The organism is Myxococcus sp. MH1, from assembly GCF_059738865.1.
Map to the genome: position 1 here is coordinate 4,267,116 of NZ_AP026947.1, position 25,516 is coordinate 4,292,631.

The 25,516-nt window shown below is 71.6% G+C and carries 20 protein-coding genes; 9 read left to right on the forward strand and 11 right to left on the reverse strand.

What is annotated here, in order from left to right; all coding sequences use genetic code 11:
• Positions 1-20: 20 nt before the first annotated feature.
• From AC6JA9_RS17115 to AC6JA9_RS17130, 4 genes are all read right to left on the reverse strand, one after another.
• Positions 21-884: a hypothetical protein gene (locus AC6JA9_RS17115; protein ID WP_497960157.1), complete on the reverse strand. Its 864-nt coding sequence runs from the start codon at positions 882-884 to the stop codon at positions 21-23.
• Between the two features lie 187 nt (positions 885-1,071).
• The gene (locus AC6JA9_RS17120) at positions 1,072-3,477 is read right to left on the reverse strand and encodes an ABC transporter permease (protein WP_497960158.1); all 2,406 of its coding nucleotides are present in this window, start codon (positions 3,475-3,477) and stop codon (positions 1,072-1,074) included.
• A 148-nt stretch (positions 3,478-3,625) separates the two neighbouring features.
• Positions 3,626-4,306, reverse strand: a complete 681-nt coding sequence (locus AC6JA9_RS17125; RefSeq protein WP_223746888.1) for a hypothetical protein — start codon at positions 4,304-4,306, stop codon at positions 3,626-3,628.
• Between the two features lie 168 nt (positions 4,307-4,474).
• A complete protein-coding gene (locus tag AC6JA9_RS17130; protein ID WP_223746889.1) occupies positions 4,475-5,971 on the reverse strand; it encodes a mechanosensitive ion channel family protein in 1,497 nt (498 codons plus the stop codon).
• Positions 5,972-6,053: 82 nt separating this feature from the next.
• Here AC6JA9_RS17130 and holB point away from each other — a divergent pair, with 82 nt between their 5' ends.
• The 4 genes from holB (at position 6,054) to AC6JA9_RS17150 (ending at position 9,578) form a co-directional block, all read left to right on the forward strand.
• Positions 6,054-7,088 (forward strand): DNA polymerase III subunit delta', encoded by a 1,035-nt coding sequence (gene holB, locus AC6JA9_RS17135; RefSeq protein ID WP_223746890.1) that lies wholly within the window; start codon positions 6,054-6,056, stop codon positions 7,086-7,088.
• The gene (gene holA, locus AC6JA9_RS17140; protein WP_141323157.1) at positions 7,085-8,401 is read left to right on the forward strand and encodes a DNA polymerase III subunit delta; all 1,317 of its coding nucleotides are present in this window, start codon (positions 7,085-7,087) and stop codon (positions 8,399-8,401) included. Before holB ends, holA begins: the two co-directional genes overlap by 4 nt.
• A 62-nt stretch (positions 8,402-8,463) precedes the next feature.
• Positions 8,464-8,925 (forward strand): hypothetical protein, encoded by a 462-nt coding sequence (locus AC6JA9_RS17145; RefSeq protein WP_141323158.1) that lies wholly within the window; start codon positions 8,464-8,466, stop codon positions 8,923-8,925.
• A 101-nt stretch (positions 8,926-9,026) separates the two neighbouring features.
• Positions 9,027-9,578 carry an AraC family ligand binding domain-containing protein gene (locus AC6JA9_RS17150; protein ID WP_223782926.1) on the forward strand — a complete coding sequence of 184 codons (552 nt, stop codon included), beginning with the start codon at positions 9,027-9,029 and terminating at the stop codon, positions 9,576-9,578.
• Here AC6JA9_RS17150 and AC6JA9_RS17155 read toward each other — a convergent pair.
• Positions 9,538-10,386, reverse strand: a complete 849-nt coding sequence (locus AC6JA9_RS17155; protein ID WP_497960161.1) for an NRDE family protein — start codon at positions 10,384-10,386, stop codon at positions 9,538-9,540. The two genes, AC6JA9_RS17150 and AC6JA9_RS17155, sit on opposite strands and share 41 nt — an antisense overlap.
• Before the next feature lie 75 nt (positions 10,387-10,461).
• Here AC6JA9_RS17155 and metG point away from each other — a divergent pair, with 75 nt between their 5' ends.
• From metG to AC6JA9_RS17170, 3 genes are all read left to right on the forward strand, one after another.
• Positions 10,462-12,576: a methionine--tRNA ligase gene (gene metG, locus AC6JA9_RS17160; protein WP_497960163.1), complete on the forward strand. Its 2,115-nt coding sequence runs from the start codon at positions 10,462-10,464 to the stop codon at positions 12,574-12,576.
• Between the two features lie 91 nt (positions 12,577-12,667).
• The gene (locus AC6JA9_RS17165) at positions 12,668-13,642 is read left to right on the forward strand and encodes a HEAT repeat domain-containing protein (protein ID WP_223746894.1); all 975 of its coding nucleotides are present in this window, start codon (positions 12,668-12,670) and stop codon (positions 13,640-13,642) included.
• Positions 13,639-14,415: a TatD family hydrolase gene (locus tag AC6JA9_RS17170; protein ID WP_046713053.1), complete on the forward strand. Its 777-nt coding sequence runs from the start codon at positions 13,639-13,641 to the stop codon at positions 14,413-14,415. The genes AC6JA9_RS17165 and AC6JA9_RS17170 overlap by 4 nt, the downstream gene beginning before the upstream one ends.
• On the opposite strand, the gene AC6JA9_RS17175 is transcribed toward AC6JA9_RS17170, so the two are convergent.
• The 5 genes from AC6JA9_RS17175 to AC6JA9_RS17195 form a co-directional block, all read right to left on the reverse strand.
• Positions 14,402-16,357 (reverse strand): HD domain-containing phosphohydrolase, encoded by a 1,956-nt coding sequence (locus AC6JA9_RS17175; protein ID WP_223746896.1) that lies wholly within the window; start codon positions 16,355-16,357, stop codon positions 14,402-14,404. The genes AC6JA9_RS17170 and AC6JA9_RS17175 overlap by 14 nt on opposite strands.
• Before the next feature lie 6 nt (positions 16,358-16,363).
• Complete coding sequence (locus tag AC6JA9_RS17180; protein ID WP_497960164.1) at positions 16,364-17,881, reverse strand: 3'-5' exoribonuclease YhaM family protein; 1,518 nt, start codon at positions 17,879-17,881, stop codon at positions 16,364-16,366.
• Between the two features lie 50 nt (positions 17,882-17,931).
• The gene (locus tag AC6JA9_RS17185; protein ID WP_223746898.1) at positions 17,932-19,071 is read right to left on the reverse strand and encodes a class I SAM-dependent rRNA methyltransferase; all 1,140 of its coding nucleotides are present in this window, start codon (positions 19,069-19,071) and stop codon (positions 17,932-17,934) included.
• Between the two features lie 113 nt (positions 19,072-19,184).
• Entirely contained in the window at positions 19,185-19,553 is a 369-nt protein-coding gene (locus tag AC6JA9_RS17190) for a hypothetical protein (protein WP_141323166.1), read from the reverse strand.
• Positions 19,554-19,587: 34 nt separating this feature from the next.
• Complete coding sequence (locus AC6JA9_RS17195; RefSeq protein ID WP_046713058.1) at positions 19,588-21,183, reverse strand: NAD(P)/FAD-dependent oxidoreductase; 1,596 nt, start codon at positions 21,181-21,183, stop codon at positions 19,588-19,590.
• A 331-nt stretch (positions 21,184-21,514) separates the two neighbouring features.
• Between AC6JA9_RS17195 and AC6JA9_RS17200 the strand changes: the two genes are divergently transcribed.
• Positions 21,515-21,718 carry a hypothetical protein gene (locus AC6JA9_RS17200; protein WP_174816750.1) on the forward strand — a complete coding sequence of 68 codons (204 nt, stop codon included), beginning with the start codon at positions 21,515-21,517 and terminating at the stop codon, positions 21,716-21,718.
• A gap of 106 nt (positions 21,719-21,824) precedes the next feature.
• Here the strand turns inward: AC6JA9_RS17200 and AC6JA9_RS17205 are convergent, their stop codons facing one another.
• Positions 21,825-22,508, reverse strand: coding sequence for a diacylglycerol kinase family protein (locus AC6JA9_RS17205; protein ID WP_483577677.1), 684 nt, complete (start codon positions 22,506-22,508; stop codon positions 21,825-21,827).
• 78 nt (positions 22,509-22,586) lie between these two features.
• On the opposite strand from AC6JA9_RS17205, the gene AC6JA9_RS17210 reads away from it, so the two are divergent.
• Complete coding sequence (locus tag AC6JA9_RS17210) at positions 22,587-25,454, forward strand: golvesin C-terminal-like domain-containing protein (protein WP_497960167.1); 2,868 nt, start codon at positions 22,587-22,589, stop codon at positions 25,452-25,454.
• The last annotated feature ends 62 nt before the right edge of the window (positions 25,455-25,516 follow it).

A 25,516-nucleotide genomic window follows, 5' to 3' on the forward strand; every position in this document is an offset into this window, starting at 1 on the left:
ATTGATGTAACGGCCTCATGTCACGGCGTGGCCTGGACCGCGGGGATGGGAGGCTGCACCACGGGCGCGGGCAGGCCGGCCAGGAAGTTGAGCAGCTCGGTGGCCAGGCGCTTCTGGGCCGCCGCGTTCAGGTGGCCGCCGTCATCCGAGTAGCCCGACACCATGGCCGGCCACGTCTGGCCATTGAGCTCGTACGTCTCCCGCGAGCCGTCGGGCGCGGTGGACTCCAGGCGCGCCAGGTCGAACAGGGGCTCCTTGTCCGCGTACGTCTTGCGCATCAGCTCGTTGAACGTCTCGCGCTGCACGTTCTCCGCCACGCCCCAGACGGGCCGGCCGAGCAGCTCCTTCAGCCACGCCTTCGCGCCGCGCTGCACCGTGGTGAGCGGCGCCGTCACGTGCACGAAGGTGGTGCCGGGGTGGCGCGCCTTCAGGCCCTCCATGGCCACGCGGTACTTCTCGAACAGCGCGCGCGTGTCCGTGGCCCCGTTGATGTCGATGTAGCAGAACTTGAAGAAGGCCACGTCCGTCGACTTCGCGAGCCCCGCGTCCATCAGCCGCTCGAAGTCGGCGATCTTCGACTCGGGCTTCTCGTTCTGTCCCACCATGGCGTGCGCCAGGGTGCCGGGGGCCAGCGACTCCGTGGGGCTCTGCACCTCCACCACGCGCGGCACCACGCCCTGGGCCGAGTTGGGCAGCGCCTTGACGCCGTCCAGGATGTTGCCGCCCACCGACTGGTGGCCGAAGAAGATGCGACGACCCGACAGCTTCTCCAGCGGAGCGCTCGGCGCGGAGGCCTGCGCCACCGTGCCGTGCAACGCCATCAGCAGCATGGCGGGCAAAGCCAGCACGCTCACGCGAACCAGAAACGTCCAGTCGAAGTGCATGCGGACTCTTAAACCCTTCCGTCGGCAAGCGTCAAAGGGCAGCCGAGCAGGACGTCCGCTGGTGCCCGTAAACGCGTGGAACGCAGGGGCTGGGGCGAAGTCACCCCATGCCTGCCCGCCGAGCTGGCGCGGGCCCGTGGCGGGGCCTTGAAGCTGCCTGGGCGCGGCGTTCCGCCAGCGGCGGAAGCTACTCCGCGCGCAGTGACACGGACGGTGACACCCGACTGGCGCGCAGCGCGGGAATCCACGTGGCCAGGAGCGACACCAACCCCAGCGCCGCCGCGACTCCCAGGAACACGCCCGGCTCGTGGGCCTTCACACCATAGAGGAGCGCCGCGAGCAGGCGCATGCAGCCGAAGGCCGCCAGCAGGCCCACCCCCACGCCCAGGAGCGTGAGCATGAGGCCCTGACGCATCACCAGCCCGAGCACCTGTCTGGGGTGGGCGCCCAATGCCAGGCGGATTCCCAGCTCCCGGGTGCGCTGGCCCACCGCGTAGGCCATGACGCCATAGACGCCCACGCCCGCGAGCACCACGGCGAGCGCCGCGAAGGCCGCGAGCAGCCGCGCCGTCGCCAGGGGCCGGGATACCTGCCGGTCCATCCGGTCGACGAAGGGGGCCACGTCGTACGCGGGCTGCTCCGCGTCCACGGCCTTGAGCTCCTGGCGCACGGCGGCCACCAGGGCGGAGGGTTCGCGCGAGGTGCGCAGCAGGATGGACATGGTGCGCACCGGGTACTGCTCGTACGGCAGGTAGGTCTCCGGCTGGGCGGGCTCCGTCAGGCGGTTGTGACGCACGTCCGCCACCACGCCGACGATGTCGCGGAAGGGCTCGTTGTCGCTCCAGCCCAGGCGAACCCTGCGGCCCAGCGCCTCGCCGCCGCCGAGGAACTTGCGCACGAAGGCCTCGTTGACGATGACGCTGGGGGCGCCCTTCTCCGAGTCGCGGCCGTCGAAGTCGCGTCCCTCGCGCAGCGCGACGCGCAGGGCCCGGAAGTAGCCCGGCGAGGCCACCCGGTACTCGGTGACGTAGCGCAGCCCCGAGTCCCGCGGCGCCCCCTCCAGCGTGAAGTCACCGTTGGAGTTGGTGCCCCCCAGCGGCGCGTCGTTGACCATGCCCACGCTCTCCACGTCCGGCAGCGCGCGCAGGCGCTCGAGGTAGTCGGCGAAGAAGCCGCGCTGCTGGTCGGGGCCGCCATACTTGAGGTCCGGCAGCGCCAGCCGCGCATGCAGCACCCGCTCCGCGTCGAAGCCGGGGTCCACCGCCTGCAGGTTGCGCAGCGTCTGCACCATCAGCACCGTGCCCACCAGCAGCACCAGCGCCAGCGCCAGCTGCACGGCCACCAGCCCGTTGCGCAGCGGGTGATTGGCGCGCGCGCCCGCCGCGCTCCCGGACTGCTTGAGCAGCGGCAGGACGTCCGCACCGGAGGTGTGCAGCGCGGGCGCCAGGCCGAAGAGCAACCCGGCGCCGAGCGACAGCGCCACGCTGAACAGCAGCGCGGGCACGCTCAGCTCCACCGGCGTCATGCGCAGCATCGAGGCTGGCAGAAGCGCGCGCACCAGCTCCATGCCCCACATGACGAGCAGGAGGCCCACCAGCCCGCCGACGAGGCCCAGGAGCACGCTCTCCGCCAGCGCCTGCTGGATGCGCCGACCCCGACTGGCCCCGAGCGCCGCGCGGATGGCGCCGTCCCGCTGCCGCGCCAGCGCTCGCACAAACAGGAGGTTGGCCACGTTGGCGCAGGCGATGAGCAGCACGAAGCCCACCGCGGCCCAGAGCGCCCACAGCACCGGCCGCGAGGTGGACGTGAGGTAGCGCTGCCACAGGTCCGTCGTCACGCCGTGGGCCTTCTCGCCCGGCGCGCCCGGCCGGGCGATGAGCTGGGCCACCCGCGCCAGGTCCGCCGTCGCCGCCTCCAGCGTGACGCCCGGGGCCATCCGCCCGATGACGCTCATGTAGTGGTTGCCGTGCGACTCCGGGTCCAGCCAGTTGGGCAGCCACACGTCGACGTCCTCGGAGAACTCCGGGAAGGTGAAGCCCTCCGGCAGCACGCCCGCGACGGTGTACGTGCGCCCGTCCAACCGCACCGTCCCGCCCACCGCGTCCGAGGCTCCGCCCAGCGCCTTCTTCCAGAAGGCATGGCTCACCACCACGCCGCCCGGGGGATTGCCCGGCTGCGCGTCCTCGTCCCGGAAGTCGCGCCCCTGCGTGGGTGTCACGCCGAGCGTCTGGAAGAAGTTGGGGGTGACGCGGGCCGCGCGGACGCGCTCGGCGGAGTCCGCCCCCGTGCGGCTCATGTCCCGACGGGCGAAGCCGGCCAGCTGCGCGAACGAATGGCCATGCTCCCGCCAGCCGAGCAGCTCCGGCGGGGACACGGACGCCTGAGGGAAGTCCAGCTGCTGGCACCACAGCCGCACGAGCGCCTCCGGCGCCTGGAAGGGCAGGGGCTTGAGCAGCATCGCGTGGATGGCGCTGAAGAGGACGGTGTTCGCGCCGATGGCCAGCGCGAGCGTCACCACGGCGGCCAGGGTGAAGGCCGGCGTGTGCCTCAGCGTGCGCAGCGCGTAGCGGAAGTCCTGACGAAGCGAGTCCATGGCGGGCCCCCGAAGCGAAGGCCATGCCAGCCCTCCTGGAGCGAGGCAACCCCCCAGGTTCCCTGGAGGGAGGCCCGCCGCGGGCTCCGCGCCGTTCGCGGATGCGGGAAGCCCGTGTCCCGGAAGCGGACACGGGCCCCGCGGGCCGTCAGTGGAAGTTCCAGCGGCCGGCGATCTCCTCGCAGGCGAGCACGACGTCCTGGAGCCGGCGCTGGCGGGCCTTCGGCGCGACGAACAGGCGGCCGGCGAACACGTCGAAGACGCCCACCAGGCGCGGGTCCACGGGCCCCTGCTGCTCCAGCCGCTCCTCGGCGAAGAGCTGGAGCACGGTGGCGATGTACTGGCCGGCGCGCTCGTCGAGCGGCGTGTGCTTGGAGAAGTAGAGCTTCAGCACGCCCGAGCGCATCTGCCCGCGCGCGTCCACGCCCCGGAGGAGGACCTCGGGGCGCACCTTCACGGCGACGCCGGCGAGCTCCAGGGGCGCGAGCTCCGGGTCCGCGGGGCTGGCCACGGCGCGGGTGGCCAGGTCCTCCGTGGCGACGAGGCAGCGCTGGAGCGCCTCCGCGCACAGGGCGAGCCGGTGCGCGTCGAAGTCCGAGTCCGCCTGGGCGTTGAGCATCCGGCGCTGGTGGTAGCGCAGGATGACCTCGTCCCGGCCCTCGCAGAGGAACTCGGTGATGGCCTGGGCCGCCGCGGGGTAGCGCAGGTACTGCGGATCCACCGGGTTCTTCTGTCCCTGGATGATGCGCTTTCGCAGCGACGGCGTTCCGGTGAGGTACTGGCCGAGCTGGTTGACCGAGACACACGGGTTCTCACGAGGGGTGGTCATGTCGACGACTTCCTTTCCGGTAGCGGGAATGAAGAGAGACTACCGGAAGGGTCTGACATTCCCTCGGAGACGGGGCGGCCTGGAGGCCCCCAGAAACGCACCCCCTGGCAGGTAGGGTGGGCGGGCACGACCAGGGCGGGGAAGGGGCTTCGGGAGGCCCGGTGCGGGCTACTCGTGGTGGGAGCCGTGCAGGCCGAAGATCTGGCGCAGGCGGCCGAGGATGCGGCCCACCTCGGCGGGGATGGGGTCCCCGGTGGCGCCGCTGGCCTGGGCCACGGCGCGCAGCTGGGTGCGCCGCTGCGCGAGGATGGAGGACAGCTGCCGGGCCAGGTTGGGGTGCTCGCCGAACAGCCGCGCGAAGGTGGGCCGGTCCACCTCGAGCAGCAGCGAGTCCTCCAGGGCCACCACGGTGGCGGCGCGCTTCTCGCCGGTGAGCAGCGACATCTCGCCGAAGTAGCCGCCCTGGCCCAGCCGCGTTACCTCGGACTGGGACTTGCCGGCGCGCACGCTGACCTCGCCGGAGGCGAGCACGTAGAACGTCCGACCATCATCGCCCTCCTGGATGATGTGCTCGTCGCGGCCAAAGCGGCGCACGTGGACCTCCTGGCCCAGCCGCTCCAGGTCCGCGTCCTTCAGGGGCTCGAACAGGTCCACCGCGCGCAACAGGCGCAGCACGGTGTGCGCGGGCAGCTCCGGCCGGGCCGCGTCCTCGCGCATGCGCACCACGCGGTGGGGCACGGGCGGCTCGATTCCGTCGCGCCGCATCCGGTACCACAGGCGCGTGTGCACCTCCGCGATGGTCGCGTCCGCGAGCGAGAAGTCGTTCACGAAGAAGCGCAGCATGTAGCGCACCGACTGCTCGTCGAACGCGAGCGTGCGGGCGATGGGCGGCGGGTCCACCAGCACCTGCGGAATCTCCCGCGCCACGTCCAGCAGGGCCGCCTTCATCACGTTGGGCGGCGTTTCGTACGTGGCGCGCACCTGCATGTCCACGCCCACCGGCTCGCGGTCCTGGTTGAACGTCTTGAGCTGCTCCTTGGCCACCATGGAGTTGGGCAGCGTCACCAGCTCACGGCGGAACGTCATGATGCGGATGGAGCGCCAGTTGACCTGCGCCACGCGCCCCACGTGCTCGCCGATGCGCACGAAGTCGCCGACCTCGAAGGGCTTGTCCAACTGCAGGGACAGGCCCGCGAAGAGGTTGCCCAGCGTCTCCTGGAGCGCCAGACCGATGACCACCGACAGCACCGCGGACGTGGCGACCAGGCCCGTCAGGTCCAGGTCCAGCTGCGTCTGGACGATGGGCACCGCGGCGAGCGTGTAGAGCAGGAAGTCGATGACGTTGCGGAGGATCTTCGGCGTCCCCACCGACGTCGAGCGCAGCCGGGCCAGCTTCAGGCCGAAGCCCACGCCCGCGCGGATGACGCCGAAGGCGAACGTCAGCATCCAGGCGACCTGCAGCGCCTTCATCGGCCCGGGCGGCGTGGTGGCGGGCAGCGCCCAGGCGCCCACGCGCAGGATGAGGAACATCACCATCAGCCGCAGGGCCCCGGTGAGGTCCCGCTTCAGGTCCGCGTCCTGGCTGGAGGCCCGGGTTCCCAGCAGCACCAGCGCCAGTATCGCGCCGACGGCCAGGGACAGATTGCTCTGGAGGAAAGGCAGCAAGGCCCCCTGACTCTCTCCCGCGCGTACATGGGGGGTCAAGGCAGCGGTTGACGCGTGGCGCGCAAGCGGGGATACACGCGCCATGACCCTCGCATCGGTGCTGGGACAGCCCCGCGCGATTGATTCACTTCAGGCGGCACTTCGCTCCGGCGCGGTGCACCACGCGTATCTCTTCGCGGGGCCGGAGGGCGTGGGCAAGGAGCGAGCGGCCGTGGGCCTGGCCCAGGCGCTCACCTGCCCCGAGCAGCCGGACGTGGGCTGCGGCACCTGCGCCAGCTGCACGCGCGTCTCGCGCGGCCTCCACCCGGACGTCACCTGGGTGATGCCGGACGACGAGCGCGTGTCGCGGGGCCTCGCGGGGCGCTCGGACTTCACGGGCACGCCGAGCCGGGACCTGCGCGTGGAGCAGATCCGCCAGCTGCAGGAGCGGCTGGCCCTGCGCGGCCTGGAGTCGCGCCGCAAGGTGGCCATCCTCGTCTCCGCGCAGGCGATGAACGTGCAGGCGCAGAACGCGTTCCTCAAGACGCTGGAGGAGCCGCCCGCGGACACCACGCTGGTGCTGGTGGCCAGCGCCATGGACAAGCTCTTGCCCACCATCCGCAGCCGGTGCAGCAAGGTGCACTTCGGCCCGCTGCCGGTGGAGCTGGTCGCCGAGCGCGTGCGCACCGAGCGCAAGCTGGACGCGGACACCGCGCAGCTGGCGGCCATCATGGCCGGAGGCAGCCTGGGCCGCGCGCTGTCTCTGGACGTGGAGGCGCTGGCCCGCCGCAAGGACGTGGTGACGGCCTTCGAGAACCTGCGCGGCGACAACGCGGTGGGGCTGTTGCGCTTCGCGGACGAGCACGGCGGCTCGCGCGAGGACGCGGAGGCGACGCTGGAGCTGTTGACGCTCTGGACGCGCGACGTGGCCCTGGCCAAGGTGGGACGCGAGGACGCGCTGGCGAACCGCGACCTGCGCCAGCTGGCGGTGGAGGTGGGCGCGCGCCTGTCCGATGCGTGGCTGCACCGTCGCCACGCGCTGCTCGACGGCGCGCGCGCGGCGGTGGCCCGCAACGGCGCGCCCCGGCTGCAGCTGGAGCGGATGCTCATCGACCTGTTCACGGAGACGTCCCGATGAGCTCGGAGCTGGATGACGTGCTGGCGGGCGTGAAGGCCGGGAAGCTTTCGCCCCTGTACCTGCTGTGGGGCGAGGAGTTCCTGGTCCGAAAGGGCGCCGACGAGCTGGTCAAGGTGCTGGTGCCCGACGCGGCGGTGGGGCTCAACCTGGTCACGCTGGACGCGGGCAGCCCGCGCGAGGTGGCGCAGGAGCTGGCCACGATGCCGCTGTTCCCCGGCCGCAAGGTCGTGGTGGTGAGGGACCCGGAGTTCCTCGCGCCGAAGAAGGGGCGGGGAGACCCGCTCGCCAAGGCGCGCGAGGCGTGGAAGGCGGGCAAGCGCAAGGAGGGCGCGCGGCGGCTGCTGGCGCTGGCGGCGCGCGCGGGCTGGGGCGTGGACCAGCTGGACCCATCCGCGTCCAGGGCGCCGTCGGTGGAGCAGTGGAAGGAGGAGCTGAACGTCGACCTCGCCGAGGCGGACGTGGCGTTCCTGAAGGAGGCCGCGGCCTTCTGCAAGGAGGAGCGCATCAGCGCCCCGGAGGGTGACGCCACCGCGCTCATCGAGCTCATCCAGAAGGGCGCGCCTGCGGGACACGCGCTGGTGATGGCGGCCACGGAGGTGGACGCGAAGAACCCGCTGGTGAAGCTGGCGCAGGACAAGGGCCACGTCGTCGAGCGCAAGGTGGCCGCGCGCCACAAGGACCTGGACCTCTCCGACATCGCCAAGGAGTTCCTGGCGCCCTTCAAGAAGAAGCTGGGGCCCGGCGCGCTGGAGGAGCTCAAGGAGCGCGTGGGCGGCAACATCCGCCTGTTGCAGTCGGAGCTGGAGAAGCTGGCCACGTACTCGGAGGGCCCCGCAATCGAACGCTCCGACGTGGTGATGCTGGTGCACCACGCGCGCGAGGAGGAGTTCTTCGAGCTGTCGGAGGCGCTCCAGAAGCGCGACTTCCGCGGCGCGCTGTCCTACGCGGAGGACGCGATGGGGCAGGGCACGCACGCGCTGCAGCTGTTGGGCGCGGTGGCCTCCATCGTCCGCACGCTGCTGGAGAGCCACGAGTGGCTGACGCGCTACGCGGGAGGCACGCCGCCGCGCACCGCGAAGGACGTGGAGGCCCGGGTGTTCCCCAAGCTGGAGGCGGAGCTGAAGGGCACCCGGCGCAAGATGCCCAACGCGTGGGCGCTCACCTTCAGCATGAAGGCGGCCGCGGGCTACGAGCGCAAGGAGCTGCTGGGCGCGCTGGTGGCGTGCGCGGAGGCGGACCTGTCCTTGAAGTCCTCGGGCAACGGGCGGCTGGTCATCGAGCGGCTCCTGGCCACGGTGTGCCTCGGCGCCTGAGGGAGCGGGCGGGCACACTGGGACGTGCACTCGGAGTCCGGCTCGGGTAGAGGAGGCCGCGTATGGCGGACAAGCGTCGCTTCGACCTCTTCGCGGACTTCATCGTGTCGCGCTTCATGGCCCCTCGCGTCTTCGACGTGGCGGGAGGGCAGGGGCGCCTCAACGAGGCCCTGACCCGGCGGGGCCGCGCCGTCACCACGTTCGACCTGCGGCACAAGCACCTGCCGGTGACGTATGCCCAGCGCATCTTCACGCTGGACGAGCCGTGCGAGGCGGAGCTGGTGGTGGGAATGCACCCGGACGGCGCCACGCGCGTCATCATCGAATACGCGGCGAGACATCGGCTGCCGTTCGCCGTGGTGCCGTGCTGCTCGGACAACGGGATGCCCTACAACCCGTGGATGCGTCACCTGGCGGAGCTGGCGCGTGAGTCCGGCTTCGGCACTGTCGAGGAGGTGAAGCTCTCCATGGACGGCCGGGCACGCGTCCTCGTGGGCGAGCCCGCGCCCGCCGGTCCGGCCTGAGGCGAGTGCCGGCCCGACGACACGGCCTGTGTCCCGGGGGCTGGCTGCGCCGAACCCACATCGGCGTCTAGCTTCCCGTACATCGACGCGGGGAGCGGGAGATGGTGACGGAGTGGGACGGGCATGCGACGGCGCAGGTCTGGCGACCCGGCACATACCCGGGACTGGTGCTGTATCGGGTGAGTGGCCGCGCCACCACGCAGGCCCTGCATGTCCATGACGAGCTCCAACTCACGCTGGACGCGGGGCATGTCCAGCAGGTGTGCTGCGGAGGTGTCCGGCTGATGGCGCCGCCCGGAAGCCTCGTCGTGATTCCTCCAGGTGAAGTCCACGCGCTGCACGCCGAGAGCGGTCGCCCCGGGGTGCTGTGCGGGATGCTCGTGCCGGTGGCCCTGCTCAGGCCGCCGTCGCGCCGTGGATGGGAAGACGAGGACGTGGCGCTCGTCGACGACCTCTTTCCCGGAGGGGGCGCCGTGCTCGACGACCCGGACGTGGCGCGGGACTTCGTGGCGCTGCATCGCGCGCTGCGCGGGCTCGGCGCCGAGCAGGGCGCGCACCCGTGGCCCCTGCTCTCACGGTTGCTGGCGCGCCTGGGCGAGGGGCGCCGCGGGCTCAGCGCGTCGTGGGAGGGGGGACATCGAGCATCCCCGTGATGTCCTCCCAGGAGCCCTCGCACGGCGCGGACTGCGACACCAGGTAATGCCCCACGCGTCCCGGAGCCAGGGCGACGATGGAGGACCAGCGCGTGCCATAGGCGGGCGTATGGATGCAGAGCGCCTGCAGGCGACGCAGGAAGTCGGGGGGCAGCGACTCCCCGGGCGCGGGGCGCGGCGTCCCGCTCTCCGGGGGCAGCAGGTCGTCCCCGAGCAGGGCCTTGAGCCCGGATTCGAACCGGGGCCAGGGCTCGTGCGGCAGCTCGGCGGCGAGCATCCGGGCTCGCGCCACCTTGGGGAGCTCCGGACTGTCGAGCACGTCATTGGGGAGCACGTGGATGCCTGGGGGGACGTCCTCGCGCCGCAGCTCGGCCTGGCCCGTCCTGGCGTAGGCGACCCGCAGCGTCCGGGCATCGCCGTAGAGGAGGTTGAAGGGGAGGAAGTCCTCGCCGGACAGCGTGTCCAGGTAGCGCTCGATGCCCTCCACGCTGGCGGCCCGCAGGGCCTGGAGGACCACCTCTCCCCTCGAGCGGGGGGCCGGGCCCTTCCCCTGTCCTCCGCGCTGGTTCGTCAGGCCCACGAAGAGGCCCTCGTTAGTCACTCCCATCCACGTCCCGCCGCGCTCCACGTCCCGTCCGCCGACGGCGCGAGGGGACTCGAGCAGGACCTGGGGGCCCGTCGTGGGACGTGCGTAGAACTCGTCCCGGTTGGCCGCGAGCACCAGCGGCCACTCGGGGTGGACCTGACGAAGGATGACGATGGTGCACATTCGTATCCGGTCGATAACATCCCCGGCTCCGTCGTGCATTCGTGCGCGCGGCCCCACGCCGTCGATGACCTCGGCCCCCCGAGCGGCTAATGTCCGCCGCCCCCAGGAGAGTCCATGGCGGAGAGAATCCTCGTCACCAGTGCGCTTCCGTACGCGAACGGCCCCATCCATCTCGGGCACGCCGTCGAGTACATCCAGACCGATATCTACGTGCGCTTCCTCCGCTCATGCGGCAAGGACGTCGTCTACTTCTGCGCGGACGACACGCACGGCACGCCCATCGAGCTCAACGCGGCGAAGCACGGGCTCAAGCCCGAGGAGTTCATCGCCCGCTTCCAGGACGAGCACCAGAAGGACTTCCACGACCTGGACGTGCGCTTCGACTCCTTCCACTCCACCAACTCGCCGGAGAACCGCCACTACGCGGAGCTCATCTACGGGCGGCTGAAGGAGAAGGGCGACATCGAGCGCAAGGACGTCGAACAGGCGTACTGCGAGAAGGACCGCCGGTTCCTGCCGGACCGCTTCATCAAGGGCACCTGTCCCAACTGCAAGTCGCCCGACCAGTACGGTGACGTCTGTGAGAAGTGTGGCAAGGCGTACAGCCCCACGGACCTCATCGAGCCGCGCTGTGCGCTCTGCGGGACGCCTCCGGTGCGCAAGTCTTCGGCGCACCTGTTCTTCAAGCTCTCGAAGCACGCGGACTTCCTCCAGGCGCTGCTGCGCAAGCCGGGCTTCCTCCACCCGGGGCTCGCGACGCAGCTGCAGGGCTTCTTCGAGAAGGGGCTCGCGGACTGGGACATCAGCCGTGACGGGCCCTACTTCGGGTTCGCCATCCCCGGTGAGACGGACAAGTACTTCTACGTCTGGCTGGACGCGCCCATCGGCTACATCGCCACGACGGAGAAGTGGGCGAAGGAGACGGGCAAGGCGAAGAGCGCGCTGGACTACTGGGAGAAGGACAGCGGCGCGCGCATCGTCCACTTCATCGGCAAGGACATCGTCTACTTCCACGCGCTGTTCTGGCCCGCGGTGCTGGACGTGGCGGGCCTGCATGTGCCGAGCGAGATCAAGGTCCACGGCCACCTCACGGTGAACGGGGAGAAGATGTCGAAGAGCCGCGGCACCATGATTCCGGTGCGCGACTACCTGAACCAGCTGGACCCCAGCTACCTGCGCTACTTCTACGCGGCCAACCTGGGCGCGGGCGTGGAGGACCTGGACCTCAACCTCAAGGACTTCCGTCTGCGGGTGAACGGGGAGCTGGTCAACAACGTGGGCAACCTGGCCAACCGCGCGCTGTCGCTCCTGGCCGGGCCGCTGGGCGGGAAGCTGGCGCCGGGTCGGGCCGAGGGGCCTGGACGCGCGCTGGTGGAGTCGGTGCTGGCCCGGGTCGGCGAGGTGCGCGAGGCGTTCGAGAAGCTCGAGTACCGCAACGCCATCCGCGTCATCACGGACATCGCGTCGGCTGCGAATGCCTTCGTCCAGGCGCAGGCGCCGTGGGCGCTGGTGAAGAAGGACGCGGAGGCGGCGCGCGCGGACCTCTCCGACGCGGCGGACGTCGTGTACCTGCTGGGCGCGTTGCTGGGCCCGGTGACGCCGAGGTTGTCCGAGAAGCTGTTCGCGCAGCTGGGCGCGCCGCCGCTCACGTTCCAGGCGCTGGAGGGCGGGAAGTATCCGCTGCTGGACCGCAGCCGTCCCATCGGCACGCCGGAGCCGCTGTTGCCCCGGCTGGAGGAGGAGCGCGTCAACGCCATCCTCTCGCTGCCCGCGGGCGGCGCGCCGGCTCCGGCGGTGGAGGCGAAGAAGGCCGAAGGTGGCAAGGAGAAGAAGGTGGAGAAGAAGCCGGCCGAGGCCGCGCCCGTCACGCAGGCGACGGAGGGCGCAGGGGAGGCGTCCGCTGAGATCGAGTACGCGGACTTCGCCAAGGTGGTGCTCAAGTCGGGCAAGGTGCTCGCGGCGGAGAAGGTCCCCAAGGCGGACAAGCTGCTGAAGCTCACGGTGGACGTGGGCGAGGCGACGGGGCCGCGCACCATCGTCTCGGGCATCGCCGAGGCGTTCGCGCCGGAGTCGCTGGTGGGGCGCAACGTCGTGGTGGTGGCGAACCTGAAGCCCCGCAGCCTCAAGGGCATCTCGTCGCGCGGCATGCTCCTGACGGCGGGGCCGGGCGGCAAGGACCTGTCCTTGTTGGATCCGGGCAACGTGCCGCCGGGCAGCGACGTGAAGTAGTCGGCGCGGACGGGGCAGGGTGGCAACCCCCTGCCCCTGTTCGCTCGAGGTGCTCGAAGCGGACGCTGTCGGGCAAGCGAGGTGATGGGACGTGACGGATTGGCGTGCGGAGCGGGACCGGGCCTTGCTGGCGCTGGAGAACGAGAAGCGCCCCGCGTTTCGCGCGGAGGCGGCCGAGCAACTCCATCACCTCGCGGCGGAGGTGCCCTCGCGCGCGCCCGAGTTCACGGAGGTCGTGCCGCGGATGCTGTCGGACGCGCAGCCCGAGGTGAAGCGCTCGGGCATCGCGCTGGCCACCGTGGTGCTGCCTCAAGAAGAGGCGATCGCGCTGCTCATCTCGCGGCTTCGCGATGAGGAGTCGCTGGTGCGCCTGGAGGCCACGGGCCGACTGGCGGACATGGCCCGTCCCGAGCTGCGCGGTGCGCTCGCGGGCATGCTGGAGGACTCCGTCCCCGAGGTGCGCTTCGAGGCCGCGCGAGGCATCGCCGCCCTCAAGCACCCCGCGGGGCTCGAGGTGCTCATCGACGCGCTGGACGCGGACCTGCTCCGCTTCCGCGCCCTGGGTGCACTGGCGGAGCTCGAGGACGCTCGCGCGCTGCCCGCGGTGAAGAAGCTGTTCGGCCGCTGGCTGCTCCCCGCCTTCGACAAGACGCAGGCCGCGGGAGTCCTCGCCCGGCTGGGTGACGCCGACGGCGCGGCGCACCTGCTCCAGCGCTCGCGCAAGAAGTGGAGTCAGGACCGCGCGCTCGCGGTGGAGCTGCTCGGCGAGGTGAAGGCGCCCGGCGCGCTGGAGCGTTTGAAGGCCATCCTCGATGACCCGAAGGACTCCTGCCGGGGTGCCGCCGCGCGCGGCCTGGGGCGCCTGGGGGACGAGCGGGCCTTGCCCTGGCTGCTCGCGCTGCTGCGGGACGTGAGCGCCCAGGAGGAGGACCGGCTGGACGCGGCGGATGGGCTCTGGAGATTGGGCCTCCCCGAGGGCCGCGAGCACGTGCGCGCGGCGGTGAGCACCTTCACCTCACCCGAGGCACGGCAGGAACTGGACGACTTGTTTCAGGAGGGGACATGAGACTGGTGGATGCGCACTGCCACCTGGAAGTGAAGGACTTCGCGGACGCGGCCCCGGTGCTGGAGCGCGCGCGCGCCGCGGGCCTCATCCACGCCATCGTCGTGGGCCAGTTCCACGGTCCTGGCGAGTGGGGCAACGCACTGGAGCTGGCCGCCGCGCATCCGGAGTTCCTCTCGCCCACGCTCGGCATCCATCCGCACGAGGCCGCGCGCGCCACGGAGGACGACCTGGCCACGCTGGAGCGCACCTGCGCCCGGCCCGAGGTCCGCGCCGTGGGCGAGGCCGGCCTGGACTACTACTACGACCACTCGCCCCGGGAGGCGCAGGCGCGCATCTTCCGACACCAGTGCGAGCTGGCCGTGAAGCTGGGCAAGCCGCTGGTGGTGCACGTGCGTGACGCGCACGAGGACTGCGACGCGATTCTCGGCGAGGTGGGCGTGCCCAAGGGCGTCATCCACTGCTTCACCGGAGACACCGACGCCGCGCGGCGCTACCTGGACCGGGGCTTCTACCTCTCGCTCTCCGGCGTCATCACCTACAAGAAGACGGAGGCGCTGCAGGACGCGGTGCGCTTCGCGCCGCTCGACAGGCTGATGGTGGAGACCGACAGCCCGTACCTGGCGCCCGTGCCGCACCGGGGGCGCAAGAACGAGCCCTCGCACGTGGTGGAGACCGCGCGGAAGCTGGCGGAGCTCAAGGGCGTGACGCTGGAGACGGTGACCGAGGTCACCACCGCCAACGCCGCCGCCCTCTTCAACCTCAACCTGCGCTGACGCCGCCGGCCAGGGCCTGGAGGTCCTGGTCCATCTGCGGCACGTCCAGCAGCAGCGCGTCCGGGTCGTACTGGAAGTCGGCCTGCTTGAGCTTCAAGAGCGCCTGGAGCGCGGGCTCTCCCGTGTGTCCGCCGAATGAAGCGAACACGACGCGGCCGCTCTCCAGGTGCATCGAGCCCTCCAGGGTGTGCTGACGCAGGTTGAGCTTGCCGCTCTTCCTCGCGCTGCCCAGCGTGCGCAGCAGCTCCTTCGGAGGCAGCTCGTCGAAGCTGCCACGCACCACGCGACCCGGGCCGTTGTGCAGCACCCGGTCCTCGAGCAGCGCGCGCACCGCCTTGGCGACGAGGGACTTGTCCCCGGGAGGCAGCAGCTCCGTCGCGCCGCCCATCATCAGCCGCTCGCGCGTGGGCGCATCCGGCTCACCCACCACCGCGATGGGCAGCCCCGCCGTCTCCGGCGCGGAGCGGGCCTGCTGGAGCAGATCCAACACCTCCTGCTGACCCAAGCGCAGGCTCACCACCAGGACATCGCAGTCCTGCCGGGCGAGGCCATCCTGCGCGCCCTCTTGCGTGGACAGCGCATGGGCCACCAGCCCCTGCTTGAGCACGGCCTCCAGCAGCTCGCCGCGAGCCGTCTCGTCCGGCTCCACCACGAGCACCTGCCGGCCCTCGCTCTCCAGCCGGTGGCGGAGCAGCTCGCCGCTCTGCAACTGGATGACGATGTCCGCCACCACCGGGTCGTAGAGCACGCCCGCGTTCGTGCGCAGGTGCTCCAGGGCCTGCTCCTTGGGCAGGGCCTTGCCCAGCGCGTTGCCGGGGTTCTTGGTCAGCTCCAGGAAGCTGTCCACCGCCGCGAGGATGCGCGCGCCCAGGGTGATCTCCTCTCCCTTGGCGCCCTGGGGCGTGCCCGAGCCATCCCAGGCCTCATACAGCTGCGCCAGGATGGTGTTGACCTGCGCGGGCAGGTGCACCGTCTCGAACAGCTTCGTGGGCGCGCGGCACGCGGCGCGGGCCTGCGCCTTCCACTCCGAGTTGACGGCGTTGCTCGCCAGCGAGAAGTGCCGCTCGGACGGCTTGCCCAGGTCGTGCAGGTACGCGGCGATGGACAGCGCGGCCAGCTCCTTGTGGGGCATGCCCATGCGCTGACCGACGATGCCCGCCTGCCGCGCCAGCTGCGCGGAGTGTCCCCGGTGCCGCTGGCGGTCCTGCTCCAGCAGCCCCACGAGGATGCCCAGCGTCTCCACGTAGTCGATGTCGCTGACCAGCCCGCGCGGGCCACCCGGCTCGCGCCGCTGCGTGGACGACGGACGCCCGGCCACCTGTGTGCCGCCGCTGGGGCGCTGCACCCGCATGCGCGGGTCCGTCTCCATGCGGAAGGACAGGCTGCTGCGGTTGCTGGTGGACGTGCGGTTGTGCTCCGGCGCGCCGGAGCGCGACGTGGACTCGGCGGGGCCGGACTGCGCGCTCGCGGCCTCCAGCAGCGCGGCGAACGCGGTGGGGTCGCCGTAGTAGTGCTTGCGGATGGCCGCGGCGATGGCGCCGCGCAGGCCCACGTACGCGTAGACCTCCGACATGCCCGTGACGAGGGCAATCTCGTCCATCAGCGCCTTGTTCTGCGGCTCGGCGGCGACCACGGACAACAGCTTCCGGTCCGGGTCCACCGCCAGGGGCAGCACGTTCTGCGCCTCGGCGAGTCGCACCGGGAGCCTGTCGAGCACCTCGGTGGCGATCTTCGCCTTGGCCAGCTTGTCCGCGCTCACGAAGCGCGTCTGGAACTCCGCGGCCAGGAAGCGCAGCAACGCCGCTTCCTGGAGGAGCCCCAGCTCCACCAGACAGTCCCCCAGCTTGTGGCCGGTGATCTTCTGGTGCTCCAGGGCCTGCTCCACGGCCCCGGCGTTGACGAGCCCCGCCTCGATGAGGCGCTCACCCAGCTTCTTCGCCATGACGACTCAGCTTTCCGACGAACCCTCGCCACTCTTGTCGCCCGAGAGCGTCGTCAGCGCGCTGAAGGGCTTGAAGGTCAGCTCCTTCGGCAGGCTGTTCGGATCCCTCGGCGGACGCGGCGGACGCTCCTCGCGGGGCGCGCGCTGCTCGTCCCGGGCGCGCTCCTCGCGCGGCGGACGGTCCTCGCGGGGAGGCCGGTCCTCGCGAGGCGGCCGCTCGCGGCGGGGAGGACGCTGCTGCGGCTGCTGCTCCTCACGCGCCACCACCGGCGCGCCGCCCTCATGCGAAGGGGCCTGCTGCTGCGGAGCCTTGTCGCCCCGGTTCTTGCGCTTCTCCTCGCGCGACTTGCGGCGGCCACCGCCACCACCGCCGCCACCCTCGACGGGTCCGCGGCCGCGCACGGTGGGCAGGGGGCCCTTCCAGAGCTGCCGGTCGTAGTGGCGCAGCACGTCCGTCCACTTCTCGTTCGAGTCGCGCTGCATGGCCTCCAGCCACGAGGCGATGCGCGAGTCGAGCGAGTCGAGCGCGTGGACGATGTGCGCCTCGATGGTCATCGGCACCTTGGGGCTGCCGTACTCCAGCTGCCCGTGGTGCGAGATGGCCAGGTGCGTGAGGTGGTTCTCGAGCAGCGGCGGGAAGCCGGGGATGGACAGCGTCTTCTCGCGGATCTTCTGGGCCGTCATCACCAGGTGGCCCACGAGCTTGCCCTCGTCGGTGTAGTCGAAGCCCTTGTCCGGGGAGATCTCCGCCACCTTCATCACGTCGTGCAGAAACGCGCCCGCCAGCAGCAGGTCCCGGTCCGCCATGGGGTAGTGGTCCGCCACCCGCAGGGTCAGCCGCATCACCGACAGCAGGTGCTCGGCCAGGCCGCCGCGCCACGCGTGGTGCATGCCCTTGGCGGCCGGCGCCACCGGCAGCCCCGCGGCCACCTGCGGGTCGTCCAGGAACGCAATCAGGAGCTGCTTCACGAACGGATCGTTGATGCGCTCGTTGATGAGCTCGCGGATGAGGCCCGCGGCCCGGGCGCCACCGCCGCCGTCGTGACGGGGCTCGCTCTTCTCGCTCTTCTCACCCTTGTCGGCCTTCTCGGCGCGCGGCTCGGCGGCGGGCTTCGCCTCCGGGGCGGCCTTGGCCTCGACGGGAGGCGCCGGGGGCGGCTCGAACTCCTTGGGGTCCAGGGGCTCGGGGTCCAGGCGCTCCAGGCCCTCCACCACCACCTGCGTGCGGCCGTGGAACTGGATGACGTTGCCCTGGACGAGCACGAAGTCGCCGGACTGGAAGGACGGCTCGAGCGCGTCGACCTTGTCGAACACGCGCGCGTCCACCTCGCCGCTCTTGTCGACGAGCGTCAGGGCCAGGAACACCTTGCCGCTGCGGGCCGTCACCTTCTCCTTCTTGGTGACGCGGAAGACGGTGTGGACGCGGTCCTTCTCACGCAGGTCGGCCGCGTACACCTTGCGGACGGTCTCGACGGAATCCGCCGGGGTGGAGGTCGCGGTCTGGGGGGCGTTTTCGTTGGTCATCGCGGGCGCGGACACTAGCACTCCCCACGGCGGAGCGGTGCTTTCCCGCGTCAGCTCACCTCCAGCGCCACCGTGTCCAGGTACTCCGCGCCGGGGGAGCCCACCAGCGTCGGGTGGTCCGGAGGCAGTCCGGGCCGGGCCAGCCGGGTGGCGATTCGCGCCTCCGCCTCGCACGCGGTGGCCACCAGCTCGTCGAAGCCGCCGAACGCCAGGGGTGGGTGATAGCCGACCACCATCAGCCGGCCCCCATGCCGGGTGCGTCGCAGCGCGTACCGCAGGTGCTCCACGAACTCCTCCTCGGTCGCCACCCGGAGTGTGTCCAGCAGCACCAGGTCGAAGGTCTCCCGCACCGCGCGCAGGGCCTGCAGCGCGGTGCCCTTCTCCACCAGCACGCGCCCCAGAAGCCCGTTCGCCTCGGCGTTCTCGCGCGCCAGGTCCGCCGCGTCCGCGTCCGCGTCGAAGGCGAGGATGTGCCGCGCCCCGTGCAGGCCCGCGTGCACGAAGAGCCCGCCCACGTTGCAGGCGGCGTCCAGCACCCGGCCGTCCCAGGCCATGCGGCCCACCACGCGGCGCAGCTCCCTCTGGTCATAGGCGTAGCCCGTGCCCTGGCCGTACGTGAGGTCCACGGTGAACCTGGCGCCCAGCTCCAGCAGCCGGCACCAGCGGGGTGGGGTGCCGTAGAGGACATGGGGGCGCTGGGTGGACAGTCCCAGGGCCTTCCTGCGCGGGGAGTCGTTGCGCAGCAGCACCGAGCTGGCGCCCGTCACCTCCACCAGCGCGCGGGTGATGTCCTGGTGCCGGGCGTCCATGGAGCGCGTCAGCGTCTGCACCACGAAGTGGGTGTCGTACCGGTCCACGATGAGGCCGGGCAGCCCGTCCCCGTCATCGTTCACCACCCGGCAGAAGCGCGGGTCGTCCACCATGCGGCCCCGGCGCTCGAAGGCGCGGCGCAGGTGGCGCGGAATCAGCCCCTCCACCGCCTCGTCCGGCATGCCCAGCCGCCGCACCGCGAGCGAGGCCTCCAGGTCCACGTCCCCCAGCCCGAGCACCGCGCCGTCCTCGTCCCGCAGCTGCACGGGCTCGCCGGGTTGGGGCGTTCCCTCCATGGAGACGATGTCCTCCCGGCGCAACCAGGGGGCTCCATGGCGCAGTCGGCGGGCGGCATCTTTGGACAGGTAGGTGCTGAGCAAGTGCGTCCTCCCCTCTCGCGTGGCTGACTTCCAGCGGACAAGATGGGCCGTGCGCTTGCCGATGTCGGCGGGCGTCGGGCCCTCCGGCTGGAGAGCAGGGGAGGAGGCGGGCCTCAGGCCTGGGGCGGAGGCCGCTTGAAGGCCTTGAACGTCACCCGCGTGAGCAGCGAGCTGACCACCAGGGCCAGGACGATTCCCAGGATGCGCAGGTGCCAGGAGTCGCGCAGCACCAAGGACAGGGCCAGCGCGCCCACCAGCACCGCGCCCGCCACCGTGAGCCACTGGCCTCGCGCCGCCAGCCCCGAGGACGGCGACTTCGCGCGCGCGAGCACCGGCAGGCTGCCCGCCTTGCGCCACGTCTGGGAGGTCTCCTCCCGCACCTCGTCATCGGCGTCCACCAGGCCCTGGACGTAGGCGCGCTCCACGTCCAGGAGGCTGGGGTAGGTCAGCTCACCATCCGGAGTGCGCACGACGTAACGCATGGCAGGGCTCCCTCTGTTGGGGCGCGGGCGTGGCTCACGCCAGCTCGGTGGCAATCTGCTCCGCGACGCGCAATCCATCAATGGCCGACGAGACGATGCCGCCCGCATAGCCGCACCCCTCGCCCGCGGGGTACAGGCCCTTGCAGGACACCGACTGCAGGTCCTCGCCGCGGGTGATTCGCACGGGGGACGACGTGCGGCTCTCGATGCCGATGAGCTTGCCCTCGTCGCTGATGAAGCCGCGCATCTTCCGGTCGAAGGTCTTCAGCGCCTGCTTGAGGGACGTGGTGAGCCGCTCCGGGAACAGCCGGTTCAGGTCCACGTGCGCCAGGCCCGGACGGTAGCTGGTGCCGCCCGGGTCCTTCTTCACGCGCCCGGCCAGGTAGTCCGGAATCGTCTGCGCGGGGGCGAAGAACTTCCCGCCGCCCAGCTCGTACGCCTTCTGCTCCCAGTGCCGCTGGAACTGCAGGCCCGCCAACGGTCCGTGGAAGCCCTCGCGCTCGAAGTCCGCCACGGAGACGGAGACGACGATGCCCGCGTTGGCGTAGCGCGCGTTGCGGCGCGAGTTGCTCATGCCATTGGTGCACTGCAGCCCGTCCTCGGTGGGCGTGGGCACCACGATTCCGCCCGGGCACATGCAGAACGAGTAGACGCCGCGCACCTCGCCGTCGACGTCCAGGTTCTCCGCGAGCTTGTAGTCGGCGGGGGGCAGCTTCGGGTTCTTCGCGGCGCTGCCGTACTGGATGCCGTTGATGAGCGTCTGCGGGTGCTCGGCGCGGAAGCCCAGCGCGAAGGGCTTGGCCTCCACGCTGACGCGGCCGTCGGCGGCGAAGCGCTCGTACAGCTCGCGCGCGGAGTTGCCGGGGGCCAGGATGACGCGGTCGCTCTCCAGCGTGCGCCCGTCCGCGAGCTTCACGCCCGCGACGCGGCCGTCCTTGTAGACGAGGTCGTCCACGCGCTGGCCGAAGTGCACCTCGCAGCCGCCAGCGATGAGCTCCTCGCGCAGCTTCGCCACCGCGCCCGGCAGCAGGTCCGAGCCGATGTGCGGCTTGCCCTCGACCAGGATGGCGTCCGGCGCGCCGTAGCGGGCGAAGGCCTCGATGACCTTGCGCACCATGGGGTGGTTGATGCGCGTGGACAGCTTGCCGTCCGTGTACGCGCCGGCGCCGCCCTCCCCGAAGTTCATGTTGCTCTCCGGGTCCAACGTGCCGTCGCGCATCAGCTTCGCCACGTCCTTGCGCCGCGCCACCACCTCGCGTCCCCGCTCGATGAGGATGCTCTTCACGCCGCGCTCCAGCAGCCCCAGCGCGGCGAACAACCCCGCGGGGCCCGTGCCGATGATGATGGGCCACTGCTCGGGCGGCTTCACCGACGTCAGCGGCTCGGGGGGCGGCGGCGCCTCGCCCACGTCCGGCGGCAGCTGCTTGGGCTTGCGCCCCGGCGCCATCTCCACCTCCAGCGTGTAGATGTAGCGCGGGCTGCCCTTCTTGCGCGCATCCAGCACGGAGCGCACCACCCGCACGGAGGCCAGGTCGGAGCGGGTGACGCCCAGCTTCTCCGCGGCCCGCTGACCGAGCAGCTCCTCCGGCTCGTCCAGCCACAGCCCGATGTTGTTCACCCGATACGCCATTGCCATTCGCTCCTGGTGGGGGGCGCGTTCTGCTCCACCCCGCTGAAAGATTGCAAGCACTTGAAACCACGAGGGGCTCGCCGCCGCGGAACGGGTGCGTACCTCGTGATGCACCCGGCCATCCAGTTCCCTCGGGGGTTCCCCCGGGTGCGTAGCCCCCTTCGCACCCCAATTCACCCCATGCCGACCCGCGCGGCTCTTCAACCCCTGGGAACTGCTGGTGAATCCGTTTGGAAGAGAACGACTGGCACGGGGGTTGAAGAACAAGGCTCAAGTGATTAGCCGGCGGCCCTCGTTGTTCGCGCCGCCCCCAAATTTGGAGGCATTGACTGTGAGCACCGATCAAAAGGGCACCCGGATCCTGGCGCGCACCTTCTTCAACCAGCTTCGCGCCAGCGGCTACACGCCGCACCAGGTCATCGGTATCGCCACGGAGCTGCTCGATCTGGTGACATCGGACCTGAAGGAAGGCGACAAGGCCGTCGCCGTGCCTGCGTCCCCGGAGCAGGGCTCCGAGTGGCGTCAGCGCGCCTGAGCGTGCGAGACTCACCCTAGCGACCCTCGGCGGGTGAGCGAGCTCCGGACGGGTTCCGGGGCTCCCGCCCCCTGAGGCGGTGGTGGACCGGCGTCAGCCGGTTTTTTTATGTCCGGTTGACCGCCGAATCGCCCGCTGGCGCCCCTGGAGAGCCCGCTTCGCGTCGGCGGGTGTAGGCCGCCGAGCCCGCGACGAAGAGCAGCCCCGCCGTCATCGCGGTGAACACGGTGCTGGCCGTGTACTGGGCCAGGAATGCGAGCAGCACGCCGCCCGCCACGAAGGCGCCCACGTCCACGCCGACGGGCCTTCGCTGCGGCAGCACCAGCACCACCACGCACGCCGTCAGGGGCAGGCCGAGCGCCACCTGGCGGACGATGGCGTCGGTGCTCGTGCGCACCGTCTCCCAGTTGTGCACGAGGATGGCCGCGAAGATGACCACCGTGCCCAGCGCGAGCACCAGCACGCCCGCGGCGGCCGCGTCCTTGGTGAGCCGGGCCTTCTCGTCGAACTGCTGGACGGCCAGGTCCACCAGGTGCTCCAGCGCGCTGTTCAGGATTTCCGCGAAGAAGATGAGCAGCACGCAGAAGATGAGAGTGACCTTCTCGGCGAGCCCCAGGGGGATGCCGCTGCCCACCAGCCCCACCAGCACGGCGGAGATGAGGTGCAGGCGCATGTTGCGCTGGTGCACGACGGTGTGGATGAGGCCCGCCCAGGCATGGCCGAACGAGGCGAGGAACCCCGAGCCGCGACGGGGAGGGAAGGTGGGAGGTGGCCGGGCAGGTACGGTCATCGGAACCTGAAGGGACGGGCAGGCTAGCACTCACGGGTCCGATTGCCGTGGAGATGTGAATGGGTAAGGTCGGCCGCCATGAGCACCGACTTCTTCCGGGCGCGTCCAGGTGGCGTGCTGCTGGCCCTCCTGTTGACCTCCACCCTCGCCGCCGCCCAGGCCCCCGTGCACACCCACGAGGGCGAAGTGGGCGCCTGTGGACTGGAGCCCCCGGACGCGGTGTACCTGCCGGCGCCGACCCGCCGCGCGCACGAGTCGAGGAAGCTGAGCGCCTCCGACGCCCCCGTGGTGCGGCGCGAGCAGCGGGATGGCACGACGAAGGCCTCGCTCGCGGGGGTGCCCCAGACGCGGACGCGGGCGGGCGCGCTGTCCGGGAAGGTCATCTACCTGAGCCCCGGCCACGGCTTCTACCGGGCGCCCACGCTGTCGCGCTGGGCCACGCAGCGGCCCAACACGTGGGCGGTGGTGGAGGACCTCATCTCCGCGGAGGTGGTGAACCAGTACCTGTTGCCCATGTTGATGGGCGCGGGCGCCACGGTGGTGCCGGTGCGCGAGGCGGACCTGAACTCGCGCATGGTCATCGTGGACGACGGTGGCCCGGGCTACTCGGAGGAGGGGGACACGGGGCTGTTCCGCGCGACGGAGCAGAAGGGTTGGGCGACGCCTGCCTTCCCCATGGGCAACGGCGTGGAGCCCTTCACGCAGGGCACCACGCGGGAGCTGCTCACCACGCAGACGTCCACGGCCACGGCCACGTGGGCTCCCGTGGTGCCCGCGGACGGCAACTACCACGTGTACGTCTCCTATGGCGCCGCGCCCACGCGCACCGAGAACGCGCACTACGTCGTGCGCCACGCGGGCGGCGAGAGCCACTTCCGCGTCAACCAGCGCCGCCACGGCGGGACGTGGGTGCTCCTGGGCCGCTTCTTCTTCAAGGCGAACGCGGGGCCGGAGCGCGCTGCGGTGGTGCTGATGAACGACGCGGAGGAGGGCGCCACGGTGTCGGTGGACGCGGTGCGCTTCGGCGGAGGCTCGGGCGTCATCGGCGACGCGCAGATGGCCGCGCTGTCGCGTCCCCGCTACGAGGAGGCCGCGCGCTACCACGTGCAGTTCAGCGGCGCGCCCGCGACGGTGTACGCGCCCACCGGGGCCAACGCCATCGCCAACGAGCGCAACGCGGACGTGACGGCCCGCGCGCGCTTCGCCGCGTGGCTGCACGAGGAGGGGGAGGACGCGGTGTACGTGGCCTGGCACACCAACGCCTCCACCACCGGCAACGTGGTGGGCACCGAGGCCTATGTCTACGGGCCGAACCCGGTGGACGGCACGCTCAACTTCACCGGCGTGCCCGGCAGCGACGTGCTGGGGCGGGCGCTGTTGGACGAGCTGGGCGCGGACCTCAAGCGCGAGGTCGACCCGTCGTGGCGCGTGCGCAGCCTGCGCTCGGCGAACCTGGGCGAGGTCAACCCCACGCACAACCCGGAGATGCCGTCGGTGCTGCTGGAGATCGCCTACCACGACGCGGTGGCGGACTCGAACCGGCTGAAGGAGCCGGCGTTCCGCCGCGTCGCCGCGCGCGCCATCCTCCAGGGCCTCATCAAGTACTACGCCGCGCGGGACGGCGTGGCGGTGACGCTGCCGCCCGAGGCCCCCGACGCGGTGGTGGCGCGCAACGTCTCGGCCGGCACGGTGGAGGTGCGCTGGGCCGCGCCCCAGGCCAACCCGGACGAGGAGGGGCGCGATGCGCCCAGCGCGTACCGCGTCTACCAGAGCGAGGACGGCCAGGCCTGGGACGACGGCACCGAGGTGTCCGGGACGAGCCTGAGCGTGCCGCTGGCGGCGGGCGTCTCGCGCTACTTCCGCGTCGCGGCGGTGAGCGCGGGCGGCGAGGGCTTCCCGTCCGCCATCGTCGGCGTGCGCTCGGGGGACGCGCCCCCGGCGCTGGTGGTCAACGCCTTCGAGCGGCTGGACTCCGCGCTGGCGTGCGGCGAGGCGCTGGACGCGTATGGCCTGGAGGCCCCGCTGCGGGTGCTCCTGGAGACGATGAACGACGGCACGTACGTGCGCCGCCACGGGGACGCGATGAGCCAGTCGGGCGTGGCCTTCGACAGCGCGACGAGCGGGGCGGTGGCGGCGGGGCTGGTGTCCGTCGGAGCGGGCTACCGGGTGGTGGACTGGTTCACCGGGCGGGGTGGCGCTGCCGGCGCCGGACTGACGCGCGCCGAACAGGACACGCTGCGCGCGTATGTGATGGGCGGTGGACATCTGCTGCTGTCGGGCAGCCAGGTGGCGTCCGCGCTGTCGGTGGGGGACGCGGACGACAAGGCCTTCCTCACGGACATCCTCCGGGCCTCGGTGGGGACCGGCGCGCCGCCTCGGAGCGTGGAGGGCGTGCCGGGAGACTTCCTGGCGGATTGGACGGGCGTGGCCCTGGACGACGGCACCCGGGGCGCCTATCCGGTGGGGTCCACCGATTTGCTCATCCCGGCCTCGGGCGGCTCGGCGGTGGTGCGGTACGCGGGGACGGAGCTGGGGGCGGGCGTGTTCTCCATGCCCGCGGGGCAGGTGCTGCTGTTGGGGGTCCCCTTCGAGGCGGTGGTGGACCGGGCGGCGCGGGCGCGGCTGTTGTCCGCGTTCCTGGTGCGCGCGGGCTTCCCCGCGCCGGGCTCGCCGCCCGTCGGGGATTCCGGCGAGACGGGGCCCGGCCTGTTGAGCGGGTGCGTGGCGCCGCGCGGGGTGGACCCGCATCCTCCCGAGGAGCCCGAGCCTCCCGAGCCCCCCGAGCCCATCGTCCTGGACGTGCTGCCGCAGTTCTACCATCCGCTGGGCGACTCGGGCTGCGGCTGCGGGGCCGGCGGGGGAACGGGCGCGGGGCTGTGGCTGTTGGTCGGGGTGATTGTTCAGCTTCGACGCGCGCGCCGTCGCACGAGCGACCTGAAGCGTTGACTCAGCGGGGCCGCGTGCCTACGGTCGGCGGCCCTCGTTTTCTGACGTGAAAACCGTTCGTG